The 23,970-nt window shown below is 72.2% G+C and carries 21 protein-coding genes; 8 read left to right on the top strand and 13 right to left on the bottom strand.

Annotation, left to right across the window (positions count from 1 at the left end; all coding sequences use genetic code 11):
* The first annotated feature begins 100 nt into the window (after positions 1–100).
* Both AB0G47_RS08670 and AB0G47_RS08665 read left to right on the top strand, forming a co-directional pair.
* Positions 101–541 carry an ester cyclase gene (locus AB0G47_RS08670; RefSeq protein ID WP_360765706.1) on the top strand — a complete coding sequence of 147 codons (441 nt, stop codon included), beginning with the start codon at positions 101–103 and terminating at the stop codon, positions 539–541.
* Positions 538–1,464, top strand: coding sequence for an NADP-dependent oxidoreductase (locus AB0G47_RS08665; RefSeq protein WP_360765704.1), 927 nt, complete (start codon positions 538–540; stop codon positions 1,462–1,464). The genes AB0G47_RS08670 and AB0G47_RS08665 overlap by 4 nt, the downstream gene beginning before the upstream one ends.
* Positions 1,465–1,810: 346 nt before the next feature.
* Here the strand turns inward: AB0G47_RS08665 and AB0G47_RS08660 are convergent, their stop codons facing one another.
* Both AB0G47_RS08660 and AB0G47_RS08655 read right to left on the bottom strand, forming a co-directional pair.
* Complete coding sequence (locus AB0G47_RS08660) at positions 1,811–2,863, bottom strand: Gfo/Idh/MocA family oxidoreductase (RefSeq protein ID WP_360765699.1); 1,053 nt, start codon at positions 2,861–2,863, stop codon at positions 1,811–1,813.
* Position 2,864: 1 nt separating this feature from the next.
* Positions 2,865–4,271: an NDP-hexose 2,3-dehydratase family protein gene (locus AB0G47_RS08655; RefSeq protein WP_360765696.1), complete on the bottom strand. Its 1,407-nt coding sequence runs from the start codon at positions 4,269–4,271 to the stop codon at positions 2,865–2,867.
* Between the two features lie 100 nt (positions 4,272–4,371).
* Between AB0G47_RS08655 and AB0G47_RS08650 the strand changes: the two genes are divergently transcribed.
* On the top strand, positions 4,372–5,037 hold the full coding sequence (locus tag AB0G47_RS08650) for a dTDP-4-dehydrorhamnose 3,5-epimerase family protein (RefSeq protein WP_360765694.1): 666 nt from the start codon (positions 4,372–4,374) through the stop codon (positions 5,035–5,037).
* Positions 5,034–6,512 (top strand): DHA2 family efflux MFS transporter permease subunit, encoded by a 1,479-nt coding sequence (locus tag AB0G47_RS08645; RefSeq protein WP_360765691.1) that lies wholly within the window; start codon positions 5,034–5,036, stop codon positions 6,510–6,512. Before AB0G47_RS08650 ends, AB0G47_RS08645 begins: the two co-directional genes overlap by 4 nt.
* Before the next feature lie 508 nt (positions 6,513–7,020).
* Here AB0G47_RS08645 and cydC read toward each other — a convergent pair.
* The 6 genes from cydC to AB0G47_RS08615 all read right to left on the bottom strand — a co-directional run bounded on the left by cydC (position 7,021) and on the right by AB0G47_RS08615 (position 13,422).
* Positions 7,021–8,808 carry a thiol reductant ABC exporter subunit CydC gene (cydC, locus tag AB0G47_RS08640; RefSeq protein WP_360765688.1) on the bottom strand — a complete coding sequence of 596 codons (1,788 nt, stop codon included), beginning with the start codon at positions 8,806–8,808 and terminating at the stop codon, positions 7,021–7,023.
* Positions 8,805–8,936 carry a hypothetical protein gene (locus AB0G47_RS08635; RefSeq protein ID WP_360765685.1) on the bottom strand — a complete coding sequence of 44 codons (132 nt, stop codon included), beginning with the start codon at positions 8,934–8,936 and terminating at the stop codon, positions 8,805–8,807. The genes cydC and AB0G47_RS08635 overlap by 4 nt, the downstream gene beginning before the upstream one ends.
* Positions 8,937–9,025: 89 nt before the next feature.
* On the bottom strand, positions 9,026–9,229 hold the full coding sequence (locus AB0G47_RS08630) for a hypothetical protein (RefSeq protein WP_360765682.1): 204 nt from the start codon (positions 9,227–9,229) through the stop codon (positions 9,026–9,028).
* A gap of 35 nt (positions 9,230–9,264) precedes the next feature.
* Positions 9,265–11,013 carry a thiol reductant ABC exporter subunit CydD gene (gene cydD / locus AB0G47_RS08625; RefSeq protein ID WP_360765680.1) on the bottom strand — a complete coding sequence of 583 codons (1,749 nt, stop codon included), beginning with the start codon at positions 11,011–11,013 and terminating at the stop codon, positions 9,265–9,267.
* Between the two features lie 14 nt (positions 11,014–11,027).
* Positions 11,028–12,053, bottom strand: a complete 1,026-nt coding sequence (locus AB0G47_RS08620; RefSeq protein WP_360765677.1) for a cytochrome d ubiquinol oxidase subunit II — start codon at positions 12,051–12,053, stop codon at positions 11,028–11,030.
* 58 nt (positions 12,054–12,111) lie between these two features.
* Complete coding sequence (locus AB0G47_RS08615; RefSeq protein ID WP_360765674.1) at positions 12,112–13,422, bottom strand: cytochrome ubiquinol oxidase subunit I; 1,311 nt, start codon at positions 13,420–13,422, stop codon at positions 12,112–12,114.
* A gap of 136 nt (positions 13,423–13,558) precedes the next feature.
* On the opposite strand from AB0G47_RS08615, the gene AB0G47_RS08610 reads away from it, so the two are divergent.
* From AB0G47_RS08610 to AB0G47_RS08600, 3 genes are all read left to right on the top strand, one after another.
* On the top strand, positions 13,559–14,737 hold the full coding sequence (locus AB0G47_RS08610) for a glycosyltransferase (protein WP_360765672.1): 1,179 nt from the start codon (positions 13,559–13,561) through the stop codon (positions 14,735–14,737).
* Positions 14,738–14,935: 198 nt separating this feature from the next.
* The gene (locus tag AB0G47_RS08605; protein WP_360765669.1) at positions 14,936–15,751 is read left to right on the top strand and encodes an AfsR/SARP family transcriptional regulator; all 816 of its coding nucleotides are present in this window, start codon (positions 14,936–14,938) and stop codon (positions 15,749–15,751) included.
* 72 nt (positions 15,752–15,823) lie between these two features.
* Positions 15,824–16,759: a nucleotide disphospho-sugar-binding domain-containing protein gene (locus tag AB0G47_RS08600; protein ID WP_360765666.1), complete on the top strand. Its 936-nt coding sequence runs from the start codon at positions 15,824–15,826 to the stop codon at positions 16,757–16,759.
* 81 nt (positions 16,760–16,840) lie between these two features.
* On the opposite strand, the gene AB0G47_RS08595 is transcribed toward AB0G47_RS08600, so the two are convergent.
* From AB0G47_RS08595 to AB0G47_RS08575, 5 genes are all read right to left on the bottom strand, one after another.
* On the bottom strand, positions 16,841–18,448 hold the full coding sequence (locus AB0G47_RS08595) for a condensation domain-containing protein (protein ID WP_360765663.1): 1,608 nt from the start codon (positions 18,446–18,448) through the stop codon (positions 16,841–16,843).
* A gap of 99 nt (positions 18,449–18,547) precedes the next feature.
* Positions 18,548–19,951, bottom strand: a complete 1,404-nt coding sequence (locus tag AB0G47_RS08590) for a hypothetical protein (protein ID WP_360765660.1) — start codon at positions 19,949–19,951, stop codon at positions 18,548–18,550.
* Between the two features lie 90 nt (positions 19,952–20,041).
* Positions 20,042–20,914: an ester cyclase gene (locus tag AB0G47_RS08585; protein WP_360765657.1), complete on the bottom strand. Its 873-nt coding sequence runs from the start codon at positions 20,912–20,914 to the stop codon at positions 20,042–20,044.
* 82 nt (positions 20,915–20,996) lie between these two features.
* A complete protein-coding gene (locus tag AB0G47_RS08580; protein ID WP_360765654.1) occupies positions 20,997–22,199 on the bottom strand; it encodes an FAD-dependent monooxygenase in 1,203 nt (400 codons plus the stop codon).
* A gap of 71 nt (positions 22,200–22,270) precedes the next feature.
* A complete protein-coding gene (locus tag AB0G47_RS08575) occupies positions 22,271–23,266 on the bottom strand; it encodes an aldo/keto reductase (protein WP_360765651.1) in 996 nt (331 codons plus the stop codon).
* A gap of 94 nt (positions 23,267–23,360) precedes the next feature.
* On the opposite strand from AB0G47_RS08575, the gene AB0G47_RS08570 reads away from it, so the two are divergent.
* Complete coding sequence (locus AB0G47_RS08570) at positions 23,361–23,951, top strand: TetR/AcrR family transcriptional regulator (RefSeq protein WP_360765648.1); 591 nt, start codon at positions 23,361–23,363, stop codon at positions 23,949–23,951.
* Positions 23,952–23,970 lie beyond the last annotated feature (19 nt).

Genomic DNA, 23,970 nt, shown 5'->3' with positions numbered 1-23,970 from the left:
GCCCGTTCTCCATCGCGGCTCTACCGGACGCTGCCATCTTCGGTCGGGCGCGGCGCGGTCCGCTGCCGCGCGTCCGGCTTTCGCGAGAGAGAGGCCCTGGATGTCGCAGAACCTGCCGCAGAACCTGACGCAGAAACACAGTGAACTCCTGCAGCACTTCGTGGACATGATCAACACCCATGACGTGAGCACCATGGAGAGCCACACCCACCCCGACCACATCGACCACAACCCGGTGGTCGACGACGGCATCGAGCCCAACCGGGCGTTCTGGGCCGCGGTGTTCACCGGCTTCCCCGACATGACGGCCGACGTCCAGGACCAGGTGGCGGAGGGCGACCGGGTGGCCGCCCGCATCATCTACTCGGGCACCCACCAGGGCGAGTTCCTCGGCATACCGGCGACCGGAAAGCCGGTCACCTTCCAGTCCATCGACATCTGGCGGGTGCAGGACGGCCTGCTCGCCGAGCACTGGGACCAGCTCGACATGGGGGACATCTTCCGCCAGCTGGGTGTGGACATGGCGGCGATGGCCCAGTGAAAGCCGTCTCGTACCGCGCCTTCGGAGGGGCCGACGTCCTGGAGTACGGGGAGCTGCCCGACCCGAGACTCGGCCCCGACTCCGTTCTGGTGCGGGTGAAGGCCGCCGCGGTCAACCCGGTGGACTGGAAGGCCAGGGAGGGCTACCTCGGCACCCTGATCGACCCGGTCTTCCCGGTCGTCCCCGGCTGGGACATGGCCGGCGTCGTCGAGCAGGCCGGCATCGCGGTCACCGAGTACGCACCGGGCGACGAGGTCATCGGCTACGTACGCGAGGACATGCTCTCCCGCGGCACCTTCGCCGAGCTGGTCGCGGCGCCGGTGCGCTGCCTGGCCCGCAAGCCGGCCGGGCTCTCGTGGGCGCAGGCCGCGGGTCTGCCGCTGGCCGGGCTCGCGGCGTACCAGTCGCTGGTGCGGGCAGCTCACACCGCACCCGGCGAGACGGTGCTCGTGCACGCGGCGGCCGGCGGCGTGGGCTCGCTCGCGGTGCAGATCGCCGGGGCGCTCGGCGCGCGGGTGATCGGCACGGCGTCCGAGCCGAACCACGTGTTCCTGCGGGAGCTCGGCGCCGATCCGGTGGTGTACGGCAAGGGGCTCGACGAGCGGGTCCGCGCGCTGGCCCCGGACGGCGTCGACGTGATCGTCGACCCGGTGGGCAAGCAGGCGCTGCGCACGTCCAAGGGCCTCCTGAAGGACGGCGGACGCCTGGTGTCCGTGGTCGACCACACGGTCGTCGCGCGCGGCGGCTCCTATGTCTTCGCCCGCCCCGACGCCGCGGACTTCGCCGCGCTGACGGAGCTGGTGGAGAGCGGCGCCCTGACGGTGCCGATCGCGGAGGTGTTCCCGCTGGAGAAGGCGGCCCTGGCCCATGAACTGAGCCAGGCGGGGCACGCCAGGGGCAAGATCGTGGTGGAGATCGGCTGAGGGTACGGAGCGTCTGCGGCGTACGAAGGGCTATTGGCGTACGAAGCGTTCTTGGTTTCCGGCAACGGCTACGGCTACGGCCCCGGACCTCCGGCCGGTGAAGCGCTGATGGCTTCGCCGGGCCGGAGTTCCGGGGCCTCCCGGTGTTTGCGGGCACCGGGATCCGCGGCGGCTCGGGGGTGGGCCGCCGCGGACGATCGGGGGTCCAGGGCACTGGGCCGCGGACCATGAAGTCGGCCGCCCCGTGAGCATGGGGCCGACCTCGTGGCGGTGTGGCGCGCGGCCCGGTGGGGCGTTGGCGACACCCCCGATGCCGGCCGCCCATGCCCGCGCCACCCACCGCCGATCAGCGGCCCGCCGCCGCAGCGTCGAGTTCGGCGAGCAGTTCCGCGTGGTGCAGGATGTCGTCCGCGTGCGGGGTCGGGTCCTGGGCGTCGAGCACCGTGCGGGCGAAGACGCCGGCGATGTTGGTGAACTGGCGGTCGGGGGCGAGGGGCACGTCCGTCACGGTGCCGCCGCGTTCGACGCGGGCCACCGGGACATGGTCGTCCGGAGTGCTGAACGCCCGGTCGAGGCGGAGCGAACCCTCGCTGCCCCAGAGCGTGTAGCCGCTGCGGTAGCCGTGCTCAAGGCCGTAGGCGAGCTCCGCGGGCACGCCGTCGGCCGAGGCGAGCAGCGCCGCCCCCGACGAGTCCGGCTCACCGTCGCACGACGCCCGCCGGATGGCGCCGAGCACGCTCAGCCGCGAGCCGAGGAAGAACTGCGCGGCACGGATCGGGTACACCGCCACCTCCGGCAGCGTGCTGGCGTGCCGCACGCCCCGGGGAGCGGTCGCGTCCGGCGTTGCCGGGATCCCGAACTCGCTCTCGAACAGTCGGAGTTCACCGATCCGGCCGTCGGCGACCAGCTTGCGTACGCTCGTGTGCTGGGAGTGGTGCAGGAACATGAAGCTCTCCATCACCACCAGACCGCGCTCCCGCGCCACCGCCACGGCCTGCCGCGCCTGCTCCAGGGTCTGCGCGAAGGGCTTCTCGCACAGCACGTGCTTGCCCGCGCGCAGCGCCCGCAGCGTCCACTCGTGGTGCAGGGCGGGCGGCAGCGGGATGTAGACCGCGTCGACGTCGTCGCGTTCCAGCAGCTGTTGGTAGGCGGCCGGTGCGGCGGCCGGGTCCTGCGCCGCCTCCGCACCGTCCGCGTCCGTACCGTCGAAGACGGGGACGCCGCCGAACCGTTGCGCGAAGGACCGCGCCCGCTCCTCCCTGCGGCTGGCCACGGCCGTGACCCGCACCAGCGGCTGGGCCGCGAGCGAGGGCAGCATCCGGCGCTCCGCGATGCCCGCGCAGCCCAGGACGCCGATGCGCAGGACGCGATCCGTGTCGTAGCGCTGGACGGCGGCCATCTCAGCCCTCCCCGCTGTCGTACGCACCGTCCGCCGCCCATATCCCGCGCAATCCGGTGAGCAGCGTGCGCGCCTCTATGTTCACGTAGTTGCTGTGGCGCAACAGCGCGCCGAGCTGGCGGACCGTCAGCCACAGGTAGTCGTCGGGCACGTCGACGGGGAAGCCGTCGGGCGCCTTGACGATCAGATAGCGGTTGTCCGCGTGGTGGAAGCGGCCGCCCTCCTCCGACTGCACGGTGTCGTAGAGCACCCGGTCCCGGTCCGCCGAGAGCACCAGATCGAGATAGCGCGGCCGCAGCTCGTCGGGAAGCCTGAGGACCCGCTGCGGCTGGCACTGCACCGTCGGGCCGAGCTCGGCCACGTCCAGGACGCCCGCCTCGCTCCTCGCGTGGGCCAGGACATGGGGTACGCCGTCGATCTCGCGCCACAGGAAGGCGGAGACCCCCTGCTCGGCCGGAGCGATCAACGGCTGGGTCCAGGCGGTCACTTCACGTCCCACGGCGCTCACCTCGGCGGCGATCACGGTGAAGTGCCGTCCCGACTCGTGCCGGATGGTGTTCTCGTCGCGGTGCCACTGGGTCACGTCGTTCAGCGGTATGGAGCGCTGCACCAGGTCGCGGCGGGCCTTGATCTCGGTCAGCCGGCCCAGGATCCCGTCCATTGTGAGGTGCGCGCGGTCGGGTCCGCCGAGGTAGGGGATGGCGGAGAGCACGGTCCGCGCATCCATGTTGATCACGTTGTCCTCCAGGAGCAGCCGGTTGATCTGCCCGAGGGTCAGCCAGCGGAAGTCGTCGTGCGCGGGCACGTCGCCGATCGCCTCGACCACCATGTTCCGGTTGCGCTTGCGCAGGAACCAGGAGCCCTGTTCGGACTGGAGGGAGTCGAAGAGCACGATGCTGCGGCGCGGCGGGGTGAAGTAGTCGATGTACCGCACCCGCGAACCCCGGTGCACGCCCGTGTAGTTGCTGCGGGTGGCCTGCACGGTCGGCGAGAGCTGCACCGTGTCCAGGTTGCCCGGCTCCATCTTCGCCTGCATCAGGAAGTGCAGGACGCCGTCGAACTCCTTGACGACGATGCCGAGTACGCCGACTTCCGGCTGGTTGAGGATGGGCTGGGTCCACTCGGACTCGTGGCCGTCCCAGCCGGTGCGGACCCGCAGGCCCTCCACCGCGAAGAACCGGCCGCTGTGGTGGACCAGGTTCCCGGTCCGTTCCTGGAACTCCCAGCCGACCAACTCCCGGAAGGGGATGCGGTTCACCTCGTAGCGGTTGGTGCGGCGCTGGGCCGCGAACCACTCCCGGAACGCCGCGTTCGGCGTCACCGGGCTGTCAGTGGTCCTGGCCGAGCGCGCGAAGCGTCCTTCGACGCCCGTTACGTTGCCGCCTGGGGCAACGGAGGTCAAAGTCACCGGCTCGCTCCTTCTCGGGTTCACAACGGCCCCGACAGTGCCCGATGCCGATCGCTCCCGGGTCGAGGGGGGCTCGAGCGGCCTTCCCTAGCGTGCGCGCATGGCCACCCGAAGCTTGGAAATCCGCGAACAGGACCTTCCCGACGTGTACGTGGTGACGCCCAGGGCGTTCCCCGACAACAGGGGTGTCTTCCACGAGTCGTTCCGCAAGGACTACCTGGAGGAGGCGATCGGCAGGCCGTTCGTCATCGAGCAGAGCAACCTGTCGGTGTCGCACAAGGGGGTGCTGCGCGGCATCCACGGCGTCGTCGGCCCGATGAGCCAGGCGAAGCTCGTCAGCTGCGCACGGGGCTCGGCGATCGACATCGTGGTCGATCTCCGCGTCGGCTCACCGACGTTCGGCCGGCACCAGGCCTTCCACCTGGAGCAGAACTCGGCCACGAGCCTGTTCATCTCCGAAGGGCTCGGCCACTCCTTCCTCGCCCTGGAGGAAGGCACGGTCATGAACTACCACTGCTCGAAGCCGTACGTCGCCGACGCCGTCTACACCGTCCACGCGCTCGACCCGGCGCTCGCCCTGCCCTGGGGCCTCACCGGGGACCCGGTGATGTCCGGGACCGACCTGGCCGCTCCGACCGCGGAGGAAGCGGCGGCCAAGGGCATCCTGCCGGCCTACGAGTACTGCCTCGGCCTCTACGGGCGCGGTGCGGCACCCGCGAACGGCCCGGCCACCTCCGCGAACGATTCAGAAAGGAAGCCAGGATGACACCTGACAGCGCACCGCCCGAGGACCGTTCCGCCGGGAAGGGAACAAAGGGGACAGTCGGGTGGGCCGTTCTTGTCACCGGCGTCGCCTCCTTCATGGCCGGACTCGACAACCTGGTGATCGTCACCGCACTGCCCACCATCCGGGAGGAGCTGGGCGGCAGCCTCCAGGACCTGGAGTGGACGGTCAACGCCTACACGCTCTCCTTCGCCGTCCTGATGATGCTCGGTGCCGCCGTCGGCGACCGGTTCGGGCGGCGCAAGATCTTCGTCGTGGGGCTGCTGCTCTTCACCGGGGCGTCGGCCGCCGCGGCCGTCGCGCCCGGCATCAATGAACTCGTCGCCGCCCGGGCCGTGCAGGGCGCGGGCGCCGCACTGATCATGCCGCTGTCCCTCACGCTGCTGACCGCCGCCGTGCCGGCCGAGAAGCGTGGCGCCATGCTCGGCATCTACGGCGCGATCAACGGACTCTCCATCGCGGGTGGCCCGTTGGCGGGCGGACTCATCGTCGAGCACCTGTCGTGGCAGTGGATCTTCTGGGTCAATGTGCCGGTCGGTCTGGTCTTCGCCCCGTTCGCGCTGCGCAAGCTCGCCGAGAGCAGGGGTCCTGCGGCGCGGCTCGACGTGACCGGCACGGTCCTGGTGAGCGTCGCCCTGTTCGGCATCGTCCTCGGCCTGGTCGAGGGCAACTCCTCCGGCTGGACCTCACCGCTGGTGCTCGGCGGTCTCGTCGGCGGCGCGGCGGTGCTCGTCGGCTTCGTCGTCTGGGAGCTGCGCTCGCGGGAGCCGATGCTGCCGATGGGCATGTTCCGCAACCGTGCGTTCAGCGCGATCAACGCGGGCGGCATCCTGATGGCCGTCGGCATGTTCGGCACGATCTTCCTGGTCACCCAGTTCATGCAGAACGTGCAGGGATTCGGGCCGCTGGAGGCGGGGGTGCGGATGCTCGCCTGGACGGCCATGCCCGTCCTGGTGGCGCCCTTCGCGGGCATCGTCTCCGACCGCACGGGCGGCAGGCCGGTGGTGGTGCTCGGCCTGATCCTGATGACGATCGGCCTCGCCTGGTTCGCGTTGCTCCTGGAACCGGACACCGGCTTCGCCGCCCAGCTCCCCGCGTTCATGCTCTGCGGCGCGGGGATGGCCTGCTTCTATGCCCCGCTGATGAACCTCACGATGAGTACGGTGCGGGTCGAGGAACACGGCATCGCCTCCGGCGCCACGGCGGCGACCCGGGAGGTCGGCGCGGCCCTTGGCGTGGCACTCCTCGCCTCCGTGTTCAGCGCCAACGGCGGCTACGCCTCCCGGCAGCACTTCGTGGACGGACTGATCCCGGCCCTGTGGGTGGCATCGGCGGCGCTGGCGCTGGCCGCGGTGGCCATGCTGTTCACCCCGAAGGGCGCGGCCACACCCCAGCCGCAGGCGGCCGGGGGACCGGCCGCGAAGACGCAGGGCGACGCGGTCCTGGCGGACGGTTGAGCGACGCTCGTTCGCAGGGGAGCACCCCGGCCGGTCCCACCCGAATCGGGTGGGACCGGCCGCGGCGTACGGCTGTGCGGGGTTCGTGGCCGGCTTTGCGACGGAGCGGTCGCCCGTGGGGTGTTGCCGAGGGGCCGCCCGACGTGCGGGTCCGGGGCGATGTGGTTCTGGCGGATGGCTGAGGGCTCGTGCGCCGGGGAAGGGCACGGCCGGTCCCACCCGATGCGGCGGGGGCGGCCGTGGCGTACGACTGTTGCAGGGTTCGTGGTCGGTGTGGGGGTCGCACCGTGGGGTGTTGCCGTGGGGCTGACGGGCGGGCTCGTCGGCGGGCGAACGCTACGGCCGGCCGCGCCGATTCGGGTGGGCGGGCGGCTGTGCAGGGTTCGTGGTCGGTGTGCGGTGGCCCCGTGGGCTGACCGGCGGGCTCCCGCTCGCAGGCGAAGGCCGCGGTCGGTCCCCCCGATGTGGTGGGCCCGGCCGCGGCCTTCGGCCGTGCTGGGATACGCGCTCAGCGTGCCGGTGCGGCGGTCTCGGTGAGGTGCGCGGGGCGGGGGCCGTGCTTTGCCGCGGCGGACTCCGCCGCGTACTGCTCGCGGTAGTAGCCCGGCCGCTGCAGGAGTTCGCGGTGGGTGCCGCGTTGCGCGATGCGGCCGTCGCGGAGCACCACGATCTCGTCCGCATCCTCGAGCCCCAGAATGCGGTGGCTCACCAGGAGCAGCGAGCGGTGGCCGGCCGCGGCGAGGGCGTCGGCGAGCACGGCGCCCGCGGCCGCCGGGTCGAGCGACTCCGTGGGTTCGTCGAGGACCAGCACGGCGGGGTCGGCGAGCAGCGCGGCGGCCAGGGCCAGGCGCTGACGCTGGCCGCCCGCCAACTGGGCGGCGTCGTCCCGTACTTCGGTGTCCAGCCCGGCGGGCAGCGCCCGAACCCACGCGGCGGCGCCCGCCCGCTCAAGTGCGTCCCACAGCCGCGCATCGTCCGCGTCCGGGCGGCCGAGGAGCAGATGTGCGCGGACGGTGCCGGCGAAGACGTAGTGGTCCTGGGTGAGTCCGGAGACGAGGCGCGGCCGCAGCTCCCGTCCGGGGATCCGGTCCACCGGGACCCCGTTGAGGCGTACGTGTCCGGCCGATGCCGGGACGAAGCCAAGCGCGACGGCGAGCGCCGTGCTCTTGCCCGAACCGCTCGGTCCGACCAGGGCGACCCGGCGCCCGGCGGGGAGCGTGAGCCCGAAGTCGCTCAGGGCGGGCCTGACCGCCCCCGGGTGGACCACGGTGACGCCGGTGAACTCCAGGGTGAGGGGGCCTTCCGGCACCGGCAGCGGATCATCAGGCTCGGGCACGGCGGGCCTGGCCCGCAGCACTGCCCTCAACCGCCGCAACGCGCTGCCGAGTTCGCCGAACTTCTCGGCGGCCGCCTGTACGGGCACGGCCGTCTCCAGGGCCGTGAGCGCGGCCAGGGTGAGGACGGCGGCGGCGACCGGACCGAGGCGGCCTTCGGCCTGGGCCCGCGCCGCGAGCACCGCGACCGCGGCCGTGGTCGCCAGCTGGGTCAGCAGCCCCGCCGCGGTGACGGTGGCCCCGCGGCGTGCCGCGGAGCGTTCGAGGCGGGCGACGCCGCGGGCCGAGTCCTGCTCCCGCCGCTCGGCCCCGGCTGCCGCGGCCGCCCCGCACACCGCGAGGTCCTCGCGCCCCTCGATGGCGTCCACGCCGCGCACGGCGAGCTCCGCGCGGGCGGCCACGAGCCGGGTCCGCACCCGGTCGAGGGTCAGGGCCGTGAGGAGGGGAAGGACCATGACACCCATGAACAGGCCGACACCCAGGGCGAGTCCGGCCTCGGGAAGCTGAAGCGACGCCCATGCGGTGACGCCGCCGCCGACCACGAGCGCGGCGAGCGCCGGAAGCGCCACCCGCACCGTGGCGTCCTGCACCGCCTCCACGTCCGCGACCATCCGGGTCAGCAGATCGCCCCTGCGGAACGCGGGAAGCCCGGCGGGGGCCAGCGGCTCCAGGACGTCGAAGAAGCGGCCGCGCACCCTGTCCATGATCCGCAGCGCGGCGTCGTGCCCGGCGAGCCGCTCGGTGTAGCGCAGCGCGCCCCGCGCGATGGCGAGGGCGCGCACCGCCACCACCGCCAACGAGAGTGTGGCGAGCGGGGGTTGTTCCGAAGCACGGCAGATGAGCCAGGCCGCGGTGGCGGTCAGCGCGACCGCGGCGGCCTCGCACAGCGCGGTGGCGCCGGCGGCGAGGGCGAGCCGCAGCACGGGCCCCGTGAGGCCGCTGCGGGGAGCGGATGCTTTCACCGCGTGAACCGTCCTTCCGTGGCGGTGAGGACCTGGTGTGCTGTCTCGCCGTCGGGGCGGTTCTTCGGTTCGTCGAGTGGCGGCGCGGGAGGCCCCGCCAGGCCGTTGCGGGGAACGGATGCTGTCACCGTACGAACCGTCCTTCCAAAGCGGGGCGGGGCTGTGGCGTGGTGTCGCGGCACCGGCCCCGCCAGACCGCACCCAGGATCGGAGGCGCTCACCGTACGGACCGTCCTTCCAAGGCGGTGAGGGGTTCAGGGGTGGTGTCGCCGATGCGGATCACGGTGTCTGCGTACTCCATGACGCGAGGGCGGTGGGTGACCACCACCGCCGTTGTGTCCGGCAGCGCGTGCAGGGCGTCGGGTATCTGGTGTTCCGTCTTGCCGTCGAGGCGTGTGGACGGTTCGTCGGGTCGCAGCACTGGCCCCGCCAGACCGCACCCAGGATCGGAGGCGCTCACCGTACGGACCGTCCTTCCAAGGCGGTGAGGGGTTCAGGGGTGGTGTCGCCGATGCGGATCACTGTGTCGGCGTACTCCATGACGCGAGGGCGGTGGGTGACCACCACCGCCGTTGTGTCCGGCAGGGCGTGCAGGGCGGCGAGGATCTGGTGTTCCGTCTCGCCGTCCAGGCGTGCGGTCGGTTCGTCGAGCAGCAGCAGGGCCGGGCGGCGGAGCAACGCCCGTGCGAGCGCTACGCGTTGGCGTTCGCCCGCGGACAGTTGGAGGCCGCCGTCGCCGAGTCTCGTTGCCGTGCCTTCCGGGAGCGCGTGGACGAAACCGGTTGCGCCCGCCTCCTCCAGCGCCCGCTCCACCTCGGCGTCGGTCGCGTCCGGGCGGCCGAGCCGTACGTTGTCGGCGAGCGACGTGGCGAAGAGGTGCGGGCGCTGCGGCACCACCCCGAGGTGTGCCGTCCACGCGTCGCCCGGCACAGGGGACAGGGGGGTTCCCCCGACCCGGATCTGGCCGCCGAGCGGCGGGAGCAACCCGGCGATGGTGCGAAGGAGAGTCGTCTTGCCCGCGCCGCTCGGGCCGGTCAGCGCGTGGCAGCGCCCCGGTTCGAGCACCAGGGAGAGCTCGCTGAGCGCCGGGGCCGCCGCGGAGAAGCCCACCGTCAGCCGGTCCAGGACGATCGGAACGCCGGCCGGGTCGGGGGCGCCGGGGAGGCGCGGGGACGACGGCTCGGCGGGGGCAGGTGACGCCTCCCGGATCCGGCGGGCCTGCGCCAGCACGGTCTTGCCGTCCTGGCTCGCGTGGAAGCGGGTGGAGAGGGTGCGCAGCGGCCGGTACGCCTCCGGGGTGAGGAGGAGGACCGCGAGCCCTGCCGAGAGTTCCATGCTGCCGGACAAGAGGCGGAATCCGACGGGTACCGCGATCAGTGCGACCGCCAGGGTGGTCATCGTCTCCAGGACGAACGAGGAGAGGAACGCCTGGCGCAGGGTGGCCATGGTGACCACCCGGTGCTCGGCGGAGACCGAGCGGATCCGCCGGGCCGCGTCGTCCTGCCGTCCGAACACGCGCAGGGTGGCGAGACCGGAGACCGCCTGCAGGAAGTGCCCGCCGAGCCGAAGGAGCAGGGCCCACTGCCGTTCCGTACGCGCCTTGGTGTGCATCCCGACCAGGGCGAGGAGCAGCGGCACGAACGGCAGGGTGGCAAGGACGGTGAGCCCGGACGGCACGTCAAGGAACAGCAGCGTGCCCACGATGGCGGGCGGCGCAAGCACGGCGTGCGGCAGCACGGACACCGTGCCGGCGACATAGCCGTCGAGCGCGTCGCCGCCCCGGGTAAGGAGCGCCACCACGTCGGCCGTGGGCGGCCCGGTGCCACGGATCCGGCCGCGGCCCGCTGCCTCGGTGAGGCCGGCCCGCAGGGTGCGCTTCACCTCGGCGGCCACCGTCGCCGGATACCAGCGTTCCCACCAGGCGAGCGCGCACCGGCCGACGACCACCCCGGCCGCCAGGGGCAGCGGGAACGACGCGAGCGCCCGGCGGGCGCCGACGGCGAAGAGGTCCGCGAGCAGCTGGGCCAGGAGCAGCGCCTGAGCGACGGTCAGGAGCGTGGCCAGCGCCGCGGAGACCGTGCACACGGCCAGATACCGCCTGATGCCGGGGTGGACGCGGACCAGCTCCGGATCGAGCGGCCCGCCGCCCCGGCTCCTCTGCCCAGCGCGCCCGCCGCCCCGGCCCCTCTGCGTACCGTCCTTCACACGACCGCCCCGCCTCAGTGGAATGCGGGCGCGGCCGCCCGCTCCTCGGTGGTGCGGAACAGCCACCACATCCGGATCTGCACGGCGATCACAAGCAGGAGCACCGGCCCGGCGGTCCAGGTGATCAGGGCCAGCGATGTGCTGTCCGCGGCGAGGTCCTGGACCGCCGTGGCCGCGGTCCCGCCGGAGTCCGAAGGGGTCACCAGATAGGGGTACTTGGCGGCGAAGACCGCCACCGGAAGCAGCCCCACGGTCGTGGCGGTGGCCGCGAACGACTGCCAGGGGCTGCCGCCGGACATCCGGCGGTGGGCGGCGAACAGGGCCACCCCGGCGGCGGCGATCAGGAACACGGCGATCCAGGGCCTGCGCAGCGCGTCGCCGTCGAAGTGCCCGCCCGCCAGGCCCGCGATGACGGTGACGGCGGCCAGCGCTCCGCCGGCGGCCCCCAGCGGCCCGGTGATCCGCGCCGCGCGGGCCGCGCTCTCCCCGGTGGTGCGGGCGGCGGTGAAGGCAGCGCCGTGCGCGGCGAAAAGCGCCACCGCGGTGAGCCCGCCGAGCAGCGACACAGGGCTCAACGAGGCCCCGCTGCCGGTCACATGACCCTCGCCGTCGATGTCGAGTCCGCCGGCAACGGCGGTCAGGAACCCTCCCCAGCCGAAGGCGGCGGCGATGCCGGCGACGCAGATCGCCACGTCCCAGCGGCGCCGCACCGCCAGGTCGGGATGCCTGCTGCGCAGCATGACGGCGCTGGTGAGGACCAGCGCGCCGCTCAGCGCGGTCAGCGCGAACGGGGCTGCGCCGACCAGGAGTTGGGTCTTCAGGCCGGGAAGTGTGCCCACCAGGATGCCGACGGAGACCAGCAGCCAGGCCTCGTTGCCGAGTAAGAAGGGGCCGAGTCCGCCGAGCACGGTCCTGCGTTCCCGGTCGGTGCGGGCGGTGACCAGAAGGGTCGACCCCACCCCGTAATTGGCGCCGGCGAGCATCAGATAGCCGGTGAACAGGGCGATGAACCCGATCGTCCACAGGGTCGGGTAACTCATGGCCAGGTGCTCCTTGTCTGGGTGAAAAAGTCTTCGGGTCCGGGTCCGGGTCCTGCCACTAGATCAGTACGCCGTCGCGTTTCTCGTCGTCGGACCCGCTGTCGCCGCCGGACCCGCCGTCCTCGTACCCGGCCTCTTCCGGCGCCTGCTCCCAGAGATCGGCCCGCTGCGGGCCGCGCATCGCCGTCTTGCCGAGCAGCCACCAGTCGAGGGCGAGCAGCGCCGTGACGAGCAGGCCGAGCACCACCAGGGAGACGGTCAGCTGGGTCGTGGTGAGCGACGGGGTCAGGGCCTGCTCGGTGGTGAGGATGTCGTCGATGACGAAGGGCTGCCTGCCGTACTCGCGCAGCACCCAGCCCGCGATGTTGGCGACGAAGGGCAGCGCCATGACGATCACCAGGGTCCGCTGAAGCCCCCGCCCGGTCGGCATCCGGTCGCCGCGCAGGGAGATCAGCGTCCAGATGGCGACGGCCAGCAGGACGAGCCCGATGATGATCATCGAGAAGGCGCTGATCTGGACCAGTGGCCCGGACGGCAGCTCGACGCCGTCGCCGAAGCGCTTCACCAAGGCCTGCTGGAAATCGGCGAGTTCGGCGTCCTTGCCGTCGACGAGTGCCTGCTTGATGGGCTGTTCCACCTTGACGCGCTCCATCTGGAGCGCACCGCTGGCGCCGACCAGGACGGTCCCCCAGAGCGCGGCGTGCGCGCCCATGCGCATCGAGTGCCGCAGGAATGCGTCGGAGGCCCGGCCGCGGCGGCGCAGGAGCACCGAGACGCCGAGCATGAAGAAGCCGCCGACGCCGATGGCTCCGCCGATGACGTGCAGTACGGCGATCCAGGCGTTGGCGTTGGTGAACAGGGCCAGCGGGTCGTCCAGATGGAGCTCGCCGCCCCGCATCTCGTACGCGACCGGGTTCTGCATGAAGCCGTTGGCGAGCAGCGCCCAGATCGCCGACATGTAGGCGGCCGCCGCGACGATCCAGATGCAGGCCAGATGGGCCTTGGCGGGAAGCCGCTGCCAGCCGAAGATCCACAGGGCGAGGAAGGTCGACTCGACGAAGAAGGCGACCACGGTCTCCACGGCGAGCGGGGCGCCGAAGACGCTGGCCGCCATGTTCTCCAGGCCCGACCAGTTGGCGCTGAGCTGGTACTCCATGGCGATGCCCGCGGCGATGCCGACCGCGTAGTTGATGACGTAGAGCGTGCCCCAGTACTTCGTCGCCTGTTTCAGTGCCGGGTCGCCGGTGCGCACCCAGCGGGTGTGGCTGATCGCGACCATGACCACGAGCCCGAGCGTCAGCGCGACGAGCAGGTAGTGCACGCCGACCGTTAACGCGAACTGAAGGCGCGCCAGTTCCACGGTTCCCATGCCGTATTCACTCCAAGTGATCGGTCCGTCCGGCCGCCGTGGCCGCTAACTGCCATGTTAACGACCATGCTTATCGGTACTAGATTTTCTAGCAGTACTAGACATTCGGTCGGCGGTAGCCCTATGGTCGACCGGTATGAGAATCCTCTTCGCCAGCGTCGGCAACTTCGGTCACGTGCACCCCCTCCTTCCCCTGGCACTGGCCGCGCGGTCGGCCGGACACGAGGTCCGGTTCGCCACGGGCGAGCAGTTCCATCCGATCCTGAGCGCCGTGGGCCTGGAGCCGGTGACGGCAGGTCGTTCCGTCCCCGACGCGTTCATCGAAGCAGCCGGCGGTCAAGCCTTCCTTGAGTCGCAGGGCGGCGACGTACACCCGAGCGAGCTGCCCCCCGAGGTGCTCACCGCCCTGGGCGTGAAGGCGTTCGGCTCGGTCCTGCCCCGCTCCATCGCCGCGGACCTCGTCGCCGTCTTCGAGAGCTTCCGGCCCGACCTCGTCATCCATGAAGTGATGAACCCGGGCGCCGGGTTCGCGGCCAGGCTCGCCGGGATCCCGGCCCTGTCGCACGGCGTGGGACGCCTGGTCTCGGTGGGCGAGGAGGCGCTGATCCAGGAGGAACTGCGCGTCACCGCCGCAGAGTTGGGCGTCCTGGTCGCCGACGACCAGGTGCGGCTGCTCGGCCACCCGTACGTCGACGTCTGCCCGCCCTCGCTGCAGGACGCCGACTTCCTCGCCTCCGGATACCCCCGCATCGCGCAGCGCCCCGTGCCCTTCGACGAGCCGGGCGAGCTGCCCGCCGCCCTGGCCGGCAGCGACCGCCCGCTGGTCTACCTCAGCCTCGGCACGGCCCTCGGTTCTGCGGCCGTGCTGCGCACCGCGATCGCGGGGCTTGCGCCCCTCGACGTACGCGTCCTGGTGGCGACGGGCCCGACGGTCGGCGTCGAGGAGCTCGGCGAGCTGCCCGCCCACACGGTCGCCGTGCCGTGGGTGTCCCAGGCCGAAGTGCTGCGCCACGCCTCGGTCGTCGTCCAGCACGGCGGCAGCGGCACCATGCTCGCGGCGCTGGCCGCCGGGCTGCCCCAGCTGTTCCTGCCGCAGGGCTCGGACCAGCCCACCAACGCCGAAGCGGTCCGCGCGCTCGGCGCGGGCGAGGTCCTCGGCCACGGTGAACTCGCCGCGGAGGCCGTCACGTTGAAGGTGAAGGCCCTGCTGTCAGACGACTCCTACCGGCAGGCGGCGCGCCGCGTCGCCGACGAGATCGCCGCGATGCCCTCGCCCGAGGAGGTCGCCGCAGGACTCTCCACCTACGCCGGCTGACCGGAATTGATCGCTCCGACGGCTCGTGGGTCCAGGTACCGCTGCCTGGGCCCACGAGCCGTCGTGCGCGTCGGCGGGTGTGAATTCGTCATGGTCAGCCCCCATAAGAACCCACATCCGGTCCGGTACTTGAGCACTGTTTCAAGCCGGGACTCGAGTGAGACGCTCCGATACCTACAGAAAGACTGGAGGGTTCGAATGGAGATTCGTGTCCTGGGGTCGTTCGAGGCGGAGCTGAACGGTGTCTCGATGCTCCCGACCGCCAGCAAGCCGCGGCAGATCCTCGCGCTGCTGGCTCTTTACAGCAATCAGGTCCTGCCGGTCTCCGCGCTCATGGAGGAGATCTGGACAGCGGAGCCACCGCGCAGTGCGCTCACCACCCTGCAGACCTACATCCTGCAGCTCAGGCGCTGCATGGAGACCGCGCTCGCGGGTTCGTCCCCCGGCGGTTCGAAGGACATGCTGCTGACCCGGCACGGCGGCTATCTGCTCCAGGCCGAGCCGGGCAGCATCGATCTGCACCAGTACGACCTGCTGATGGCGGAGGGTCAGCAGGCCGCGGAGCGACGCGACGACCTGGTGGCGTCCCGGAAATTCGGCCAGGCGCTCGCCCTGTGGCGGGGGCCCGCACTGGTGGACGTACGCACCGGTCCTCTTCTCTCCATCGAGATGATGCGGCTCGAGGAGAGCCGCCTGGGCCTCCTTGAGCGGCGGATCGACGTCGAGCTCCGTCTCGGCCGGCACACCGAGCTGCTGACCGAGCTGACCGCGCTCACCGCACGGCAGCCCCTGAACGAAGGGCTGCACGCCCAGTCGATGGTGGCCTTCTACCGCGCCGGGCGTCCGTCCTCCGCGCTTGACGTCTACCAGACCCTGCGCACCAATCTGGTCTCGGAGTTGGGCATCGAACCGTCGGACCGGCTCAAGCGGCTGCAGAGCGCGGTGCTCTCGGGCGACCCCAGCCTGCAGACCGACGGCGACACCGGCCGGGTGCTCGACCTGTTCGCCGGGTAGGCCGCACGAGGGGGAACGAGCACAAGGGGGCTGGGCGGAGATTGCGCCTGGAAGGACCTGGAAGGAGGAGTGGTGCGTGTCCTTTTCGTAGCAGGCCGTTCGCCGTCCGGTCTGCTGCACATGCTGCCGCTGGCCCGAGCGCTGGTGCGCGGCGGGCATCGGGTGCGCGTGTGGTGCCGGGCGCAGAGCTGTGACGCGGTGGCCCGTGCGGGACTTGTCCCCGTACTGGGAGACCCCACCGCGACGGCCACGCTCTGGCGGCCCGACCTCCTGGTCGGCGAACCGACAGGCCTCGGCGGCATGGACGCCGGGGCCATGTCCGGCGTTCCGGTGGTCTGCTACCTCCCCTACCGGCCCGCGTATCCGCCGTCCGGGACGGACCTGACCCCCGACGTGTGGGTGGACCCCTGCCCGCCTGCCCTGCGCGCCGACGGTGTGCCGGGTGCCTGGTCCGTGTGCTGCGAGGCGTACGAACCTGCCGGCGACGACCCGCTCTGGCCGGCCGCCCGGTCCTCCCGCCCCCGGGTCCTGATCGTCGGCGGCAGCCCGGAACCCGGCGGCTACGGCGGCCGTCAGTCGGACCTCTTCCACCGCTCCGTTGAGGGCGCGAGCGCCCTCGACCTGGACGTGCTGATCCGCTACGGCCACGACCAGCCCTGGTCCCGGCTGCTGCCGGGCTGCGCGGCCGTCGTGCACCAGGGAGACGCGGGCGCGGTGTACGCGGCCGCCCTGCACGGAGTCCCGCAGCTGGCCCTCAACTCGGGCTACCCCGAGGAGCGTCGGTCCGGTGCGCTGCTGGAGTCGGCGGGCGTCGGCCGCTGCCTGTACGCCGCCGAGCCGGACCGCCAGACCAGCGGTCTGCGGCTGCGCTTCCACATCGCGGAACTGGTACACGGCGGCCGCGCACTGCCCGCGGCGTCCCGCCTCAGCCAGGAGATCTCTCAACTGCCCGGCGCGCAGGGTCTGGTGGCCCGGCTCGAAGCGCTGGCGGGCGCCGGCCGCGACTGACGCGGGCCACACGGGCAGACATGTCGACGCCCGCTCCGTCGGGGGAAGGCCGGAGCGGGCGTCGGTCTTGGGGGCCGGTGGTCAGCCGGCGTACTGCACCGCTTCGGTCGCGGCCACCCGGTCCAGCGGGGCGTCCTCCGGCTGTGTGACCAGTTCCCGAAGTGTTCCGGAGACGGCCTCTGCCAGTGCGGCGGCGTCGTCCCCGCCGAGCACGGACGTGGCGTACGAGAGGGCGAGCAGTGGATCGTCTCCCCAGCGCGCCACGGTCAGTTCGGCATCGGCCGACGCGCCGCCGAAGTGCCCCGAACTCAGCCGCACCCCGAGCCCCGCGACGCCCGTCAGGGCGGGCAGCAGATCCTCCTGCGAGGAGAAGCCGATCTGCACCAGGGGCGTGCGGCTGCGGTCGGGTGTCACGCCAAGGCCCCGCGAGAGCGACTTCAGCGGTACGTCGGCGAACTCGATCCCCTCGCTGAACGCGCAGGCGATGCCCCGCAGGAAGTAGTCGACCGTGCCCTGGAGTTCACAGCGCACGGGCACGGTGGGGGTGCAGGGAGCCACCGTGCGCATCAGGCCGCTCGTCGGGCGCCGGGGGATCCGGGTGCCGATCAGGACCCGGTCGGTTCCCGCGAGGCGGCCGACGGTCAGGGCCCACGCGCCGAGCAGCACCGCGGTGCGGCTGACGCCCGCCCGGCGTACGACGAGGTCGCAGCGTTCGCGGACCTCCGGCGGTACGGGGAACAGGAGTTGGTCGCCCACGAAGTCGAAGGTCGCGGGCCTGCCGTCGGTGCCCGGCAGCTCGACCGTGGTCGGGAAGTCCGCGAGCTGGGCGATGCGGCGGGACGTCAGGGAGTGCACGACACCGGACGCGGCCAGTTCGCCGGCGCGTTCCAGCGCGGCGTCCGGGCTCGGCGCGGGGCTCTGCGGGACCGGCTTCCCGGCCGCCGCCCGTTCGTAGTCCTCGAACAGCTCCCGCCAGATCAGACCGACCGACCAGGTGTCCGCGACCGCCAGATGGTGCACGAAGGTCAGGACGTGGTGCTCGTCGGAGTACCGGGTGAGCGTGAATACGGCGGGCGGCCGGTCCGTGTGGCCGCCGAGCAGGCCGGCGGTCGCACGCATCGCGGCGTGCACGGACTCGACCGCGTCGTGGCCGGGTGCGGGCGTGTCCTCGTCCCGCACCACCAACTGCGCCTCGCCGTGCACCGGAACGCGGCGCACCGGCCCCTTGGGGGACCACGAGAAGACCGTGCGCAGCCCCTCGTGCCGGGCGACGAGCGCCCGCAGCGCGGTGCGCAGCGCCGACCGGTCGAGCGGCCCCGTCAGCTCCGCGCTGGACATCTGGTGCACGGTCCCGCTGCCGGTGAACTCCTCGGTGGCGAGGAGTGCGCCCTGCTCAGGCAGCGGCTCGCGCACGGAGCGTCCAGGACCGCCGCGCCGGGCGGGCGCGGGCGCCGGCACCGCCAGGGAGAGCACTTCCTCCAGGGGTGCGGGCCCGAGCAGCCCCGCCAGGTCCACCAGCATGCCGAACTGGTCGTCGGCCGTCGCGAGCAGCCGCACCGCCTCGGGCAGACCGCCGCCGAGCGAGATGAACGGCGCGCCCTTGGCCGCGGTCCGAATCGCGTGGCGGTCGTCGGCGAGCACGTCCGCCGCGAGGTCGAGTAGTTCCTCCGTGGGAGTCCGCCGCTGCATCTGTGAGGCCCTCTCTATGGGCGATGACTTCTGCATCGTGCCGAAAGGGACTCGAATGATGCTCGAACACGGCTTGCCCGGAGGGCGGTGCGGCGCTACTCAGAGGGGGAGGATGCCGGGGAAGGCGCCGTGGCCGGCGTGCGGGGAGGTGAGGGCGAGCCAGCCGTGGCCGCGGGTTTCGGTGCCTGAGCCGACCATGTCCGGGTCGACCGAGAGGTGGCCGCAGGCGGTGCGCGCGCCGGCGGTTCCCGCGTCGGGCGGGGCGTCGTCGTACTCCGGGTCGAAGTCGGGGTCGTCGACCGCGAGGGTCTCCCAGGGGAGCGGGTCGCCCTCCCATTCGGGGCCGCTCTCGGCGGCGTACTGCCGGATCACGCAGCCCTCCTCGGCAACGAACCACACGTCGGAGCCGCCCGCGTCGTCGACGAAGAAGAGCTGCGCCTTGGCGCAGTGCCGGCTGACGCGCTCGACGGTCTCGACCATGTAGTCCCAGCCGTCCCCGATGAGGAGGTCGTACGGGCCGAAGACGAGGCGCCAGCCGTCCAGTTCCGGGGTGACGAAGACGCGGCCCACGGTCTGGACGGCGCCGTCACCGCCGGGGACGGGCACTTGGACGTCCTGGCCCGCCGCCGCGACGCCCGTGGCGCTTGTGATGGGTCGCCGGTGGTGCAGGTCCAGGGCGTCGAAGAGCCCTTCGTACGAGGCTCCCGGTACGGCCAGCCACCAGCCGGAGAGCTGGTGCGAGGGTGCGCTCGGCGTCTCGCCCGCGATCTTCACCCGGATCAGGCGCTCGATCGCCGCACGGTCGCGGGCGTCGAGCCCGTCGGCGCCGCCGCCCGCGACGAGCGCGGCCATCGCGCCACGCCGGGTCCGCGGCGAGGCGGCCGGGTCCCGGCGCAGCGCGCGCAGCCTGGTGCGGTACGCCTCGTGCGTCAGGAGGGCGTAGTCGTCGGCCTCGTACGGGGCGGGGCGGCGGCCCGCGTAGCACTCCACCAGGGCGCGCAGCCCGGCATCGGAGTCCGTCCGCAGCCGGACGAGCCCCGCGAACCCGTTGCCCGACGCGCCGCGAGCGGAATCGGTGGCCAGCTCCGCGTACCGGTCGGCGCACCGCTCGTCGAACGACCCGAGCAACCGGCCCGCCGCCCAGTCCTTCACGTTGCCGCGCCGCCAGGCCTCGAGCACGGCGTCGAAGGCGGGCGGCCCGATCAGGGCCAGGATCCGTATGACGGGCCGGAGCGTGGCGGTCGAATTGGCGTCGGCGACGCCGGCCAGCAGCGCGGGCACCACGTCGTCGGCCCGCTCCGTGAGCAGCGCGAGGACGGCCTCGGCCCGGGCCCGCTCGTCACCGTCGGCGCCGGTCACATCCCCGAGGTCACGGAGACCATCAAGGTCACCCAGACCGCCGAGGGCACTCGGACCGCCGAGGTCCTCCCGCGCGTCCACGGTGCCCAAGGCGCCGCGGTCGCGCAGCGTACGGAGGTCGTCGAGAAGGGATTCGATCTTCATGCCGCGCACGGTATCCGGCCCCACCGACACTGCAACGGCCCACCCCGGTGGCGTGATGAGGCCCCAGAGGGGCCGGCTACGGCGCTCAGGTCACGTCCTCGGCGCGGCCGGCGGCGGAGCCGTCCAGGTCAGACCGGGCGATGAGCCCGGTGCCGAGCCCGGCGCCGCCCACGGGTCCTCGCCGTGGATGTCGAGCACCTGGTCGCGCAGCCACAGGTCGAAGGGATCCTCGGAGGACGCCCAGCGCTTGGCGGTGCGGTCCGCGTCGGCCGTCTCGAAGGTGACGATGACGTGGTCCCGGTCGGGGCGCGGGTCAAGGCGCAGCGTCTCGTGGGTGATGCCGAGGCGGCGCCGCGATGCCTCGTACTCCCGCAGCCGCGGCCCCTGGAGCTCCGCGGTCAGCCGGTGCCAGGCCCACGGCTTGCCGTTCCTGATCGGTACGGTGCGCACGACCGGCTGCGCGCCCTGCCGCTGACGCCCCTTCTTGCGGGCGCCGGGCATCTTCATGCCCAGTTCGGCGAGCATGTTGGAGGCCACTCCGTGCGCCCAGCGCTCGGCGATCAGACCGTCCTGGAAGCGCCAGATCACGATGCCCCGTGACTCGATGGCGCGGCCGGTGGCCTCCAGGCCGAGCAGCGTCCCCAGATGCGTGCCGCGCCAGGTGTTGTGGATGACGACGAAGTCGCCCTCGGCGCTCATGTCCTCGATGGTGACCTTGAGGTCGGGGAAGGCCTCGCGGAGTCCGGCGATGGTGTACTTCACGCCGATCCGGCCCTCGGGAGCGCCGGGCATCGGCTCGTGGTCGATCATGTCCTCGCGGTAGACCTCGTCCACGACGGAGAAGTCGCCCCGGTTGACGAACTCCTCGAAGACCCGCCGGATGACGGCCCTGTTGTGGGCGACGGACGGGAGGGTCTCCGGCTCTGTGGACGGTTGTGCGGGCGCGGTCAGTTGGGTGGGCACGATGGTCCCGCTCCTCTCGTGGTGCTCCGGTGTTGTTCCGGTGTTCTGGTGCTCTTCGGACGTTCCGTTCTGTTGGAACCGGTCAGGCGCTGACCGACGCGGCCCACCGGGTTCCGTACGCGACGTGATCCCGCTCGGCCGCACGGAAGGCCTGCGGCCAGGCGTACCGAAGGAGCCGGTCGCGGGCCCAGACGCCCATCCGGTTCTCCATGGCGCCCATGCGTCCGATGCGCCGGGCGAGCTTCTGCATCGGCGCCGTACGCTCCTGGCGCTCGCTCTCGTACGCCCGCAGCGCGGCCTGGAGTTGACCGGCGGACGCGGAGTCCACCGCGGCGAGCCGCTGCGCGAGGACGAGGGCGTCCTCGATGGCCTGGCAGGCGCCCTGCCCGATGTTGAAGCTGATGGCGTGCGCGGCGTCGCCGAGCAGCGTGACCCGGCCGCGGCCCCACACGGGGTCGGGGCTGCGGTCCACCACGTCGCTGCGGATCACCGAAGCGGGGTCGGTGGCGGCGAGCACCTCGTCGACGGGGCCCGTCCAGCCGCGGTGCCGGTCGCGGAGCATGGCGAGCGTCTGCTCGGGGGTGCCCTGATCGCGGCCGCCCGCGGGCCCGTTGGCGACGCTCATCCAGTGCACGACGCCGGGGGCGATGTCGTAGTACGTGAAGCGGGTGCCGGGACCGAACAGCGCCCGGAAGGTGCCCGGAGCGACGACGGCGGGGTCCACGCTGCCGTGGCCGCGCCAGGCGATGTAGCCGGTGTAGTCGGGCGGTTCGGGGCCGAGCAGTCCGCGCCGGACGGCGGAGTGCACGCCGTCGGCGCCGATCAGCAGATCGCCGGTCTCCTCGGTCCCGTCGGTGAACCGGACGGTGACCCCGTCCGCGTGCTCGGTGTAGCCGCTGACCTCGGCGCCGGTCCTGACGGGCGTTTCGAGGCTGTCGCGCAGGACGGCGTGCAGATCGGACCGTCCGATGGCCACGGTGGGCTGGCCGTAGCGGGTGGTGAACTGGCCGACGGGCCAGTCGCCGATCAGCCGCCCGCTGGAGGTGGCGAAGTGGCAGGTCTCCTGGGCCGGCGCGATCTCGCGCACCCGGTCGGCGAGGCCCATGTGGTCGAGGGCGAGCATGCCGTTGGTCCACAGGTGCAGTCCGGCGCCGCCGTCCCGCAGTTGGGGCGCCCGCTCGAAGACCAGCGATTCGATGCCCTGCTGCTGCAGGGCCACGGCGGCGGCGATGCCGCCGATGCCGCCGCCGGCGATGAGGACGCGGCGTATATGGGGTGAGGACACGTTCCGCTCCTAGAAGTCCGAAGTCTGACGTCTGAAGTCCGGAGTCCGAAGTCCGAAGTCCGTTGGGTTTGTCAGCCGTTGAGCTGTGCCATGGCGGGCGCCGGGTAGCGTTCGCCGGCCGTGATGCCGTACGGGGCGATGGCGTCGATCCGCTTCAGGGCGTCGTCGGACAGCTGGATGGACGCCGCGGCGACGTTCTCCTGGAGGTTCTTCACGCGCCGGGTGCCGGGGATGGGGACGATGTCCTGGCCCTGGTGGAGCACCCAGGCAAGGGCGAGGCGGGTGACCGAGACCTGCTCGTCGGCCGCCACCTCGGCGAGCTTGTCCACCACGGTCAGGTTCGCGCGCAGGTTGTCCTCCTCGAACCGCGGGGCGATCCGCCGGAAGTCAGGACCGGAGGGCAGGTCGCCGGCGCTGCGGATCGCGCCGGTCAGGAAGCCGCGGCCGAGCGGGCTGTAGGAGACGAAGCCGATGCCGAGCTCCCTGCACGTGGCGAGGACGCCGTTGACCTCGACGTCGCGGGTGAAGAGCGAGTACTCGGTCTGGACCGCGGTCAGCGGGTGGACCGCGTGCGCCCGGCGGATGGTGTCGGCGGAGGCCTCGGAGATCCCCAAGTGGCGTACCTTGCCCGCATCGACCAGCTCGCCGAGTGCGCCGAAGCTCTCCTCGACCGGCACGTCGGGGTCGACCCGGTGCAGGTAGTAGAGGTCGAGCCGGTCGGTGCGCAGCCGGCTGAGGCTGGCGTCGACGGCCTTGCGGATGTACTCCGGGCGGCCGTTGAGCCGGCCGGTCAACTGGCCCAGTACGTCGATCTCGTTGCCGACCTTGGAGGAGAGCACCACCTCGTCACGGCGTCCCTCCAGGGCGCGGCCGAGCAGCTCCTCGTTGGTGTGCGGGCCGTACATGTCCGCGGTGTCGAGGAGGTTCACGCCGAGGTCGAGCGCCCGGTGGACGGTCCTGACCGCCTCCGCCTCGTCCGAAGTGCCGTATCCGAAGGTCATGCCCATGCAGCCGAGGCCTTGGGCGGGGACCCGCAGGCCGGCCTTGCCGAGTGTCCGCTGTTCCATTGCTGCGCCTCCAGAGCGTCTGGCGTGGATCGATGGCTTGAACTCTAGCATTGATAACTAATCTATCGACGCTATATATGCTAACGTCGATCGCATGACTCCCAGAGAGCGTCGACTGCGTGAACAGGCGGAACGCCGGCAGCTGATCCTGACCACGGCCCGGGAACTCGCCGAGGCCGAGGGATGGGACGCGGTGACCACCCGGCGTCTCGCCGATCACATCGAGTACAGCCAGCCCGTCCTCTACCAGCACTTCAAGAACAAGGACGCGATCGTTCACGCGGTGGCCCTCGACGGCTTCGGCGAACTCGCCGCCGGACTGCGCGAGGCCCGTCTCGCGGGCGAGGGCCCCGAGGAGGCCCTGCGCCGCGCCGCCCGCGCCTATCTGGACTTCGCGGCCGCCAACCCGATGCTCTACCAGGCGATGTTCACGCTCTCCGTAGGTCTCGAGTTCGCCCAGGAAGAGACTCCGCAGCAGATGATCGACGCCTTCGCGGAGATCATGTCGGCGGTCCGGCCCCTGGTGGGGGACGGCGACGCCGAGCTGCAGACCGAGGTCCTGTGGTGCGCCTGCCACGGCCTTGCCAGCCTCACCTGGGGCGAGCGGCTGCGGCCCGGCCTCGCGGACGAACGCCTTGCCGCCCTCGTGGACAGCTTCGTGGCCAGGAGCGTCCCCCACGTCTGAGACGACGGGGCGCGGGGGA

The sequence above is a fragment of the Streptomyces sp. NPDC021622 genome (assembly GCF_040640795.1).
Lineage (GTDB): Bacteria > Actinomycetota > Actinomycetes > Streptomycetales > Streptomycetaceae > Streptomyces.
The sequence above is the reverse complement of the archived record's forward strand: the minus strand, read 5'-3'. Positions and strand labels throughout refer to the sequence as shown.

Excerpts from the sequence above, each read along its gene's own strand:
- AB0G47_RS08660 (WP_360765699.1), bottom strand. The coding sequence starts at position 2,863 with ATGGCCGCCGTCCAGCGCTACGACACGGATCGCGTCCTGCGCATCGGC.
- AB0G47_RS08575 (WP_360765651.1), bottom strand. The coding sequence starts at position 23,266 with ATGGAACAGCGGACACTCGGCAAGGCCGGCCTGCGGGTCCCCGCCCAA.
- AB0G47_RS08645 (WP_360765691.1), top strand. The coding sequence starts at position 5,034 with ATGACACCTGACAGCGCACCGCCCGAGGACCGTTCCGCCGGGAAGGGA.
- AB0G47_RS08615 (WP_360765674.1), bottom strand. The coding sequence starts at position 13,422 with ATGGGAACCGTGGAACTGGCGCGCCTTCAGTTCGCGTTAACGGTCGGC.
- AB0G47_RS08570 (WP_360765648.1), top strand. The coding sequence starts at position 23,361 with ATGACTCCCAGAGAGCGTCGACTGCGTGAACAGGCGGAACGCCGGCAG.
- AB0G47_RS08605 (WP_360765669.1), top strand. The coding sequence starts at position 14,936 with ATGGAGATTCGTGTCCTGGGGTCGTTCGAGGCGGAGCTGAACGGTGTC.
- AB0G47_RS08590 (WP_360765660.1), bottom strand. The coding sequence starts at position 19,951 with ATGAAGATCGAATCCCTTCTCGACGACCTCCGTACGCTGCGCGACCGC.
- AB0G47_RS08620 (WP_360765677.1), bottom strand. The coding sequence starts at position 12,053 with ATGAGTTACCCGACCCTGTGGACGATCGGGTTCATCGCCCTGTTCACC.
- AB0G47_RS08610 (WP_360765672.1), top strand. The coding sequence starts at position 13,559 with ATGAGAATCCTCTTCGCCAGCGTCGGCAACTTCGGTCACGTGCACCCC.
- AB0G47_RS08650 (WP_360765694.1), top strand. The coding sequence starts at position 4,372 with ATGGCCACCCGAAGCTTGGAAATCCGCGAACAGGACCTTCCCGACGTG.
- AB0G47_RS08595 (WP_360765663.1), bottom strand. The coding sequence starts at position 18,448 with ATGCAGCGGCGGACTCCCACGGAGGAACTACTCGACCTCGCGGCGGAC.
- AB0G47_RS08670 (WP_360765706.1), top strand. The coding sequence starts at position 101 with ATGTCGCAGAACCTGCCGCAGAACCTGACGCAGAAACACAGTGAACTC.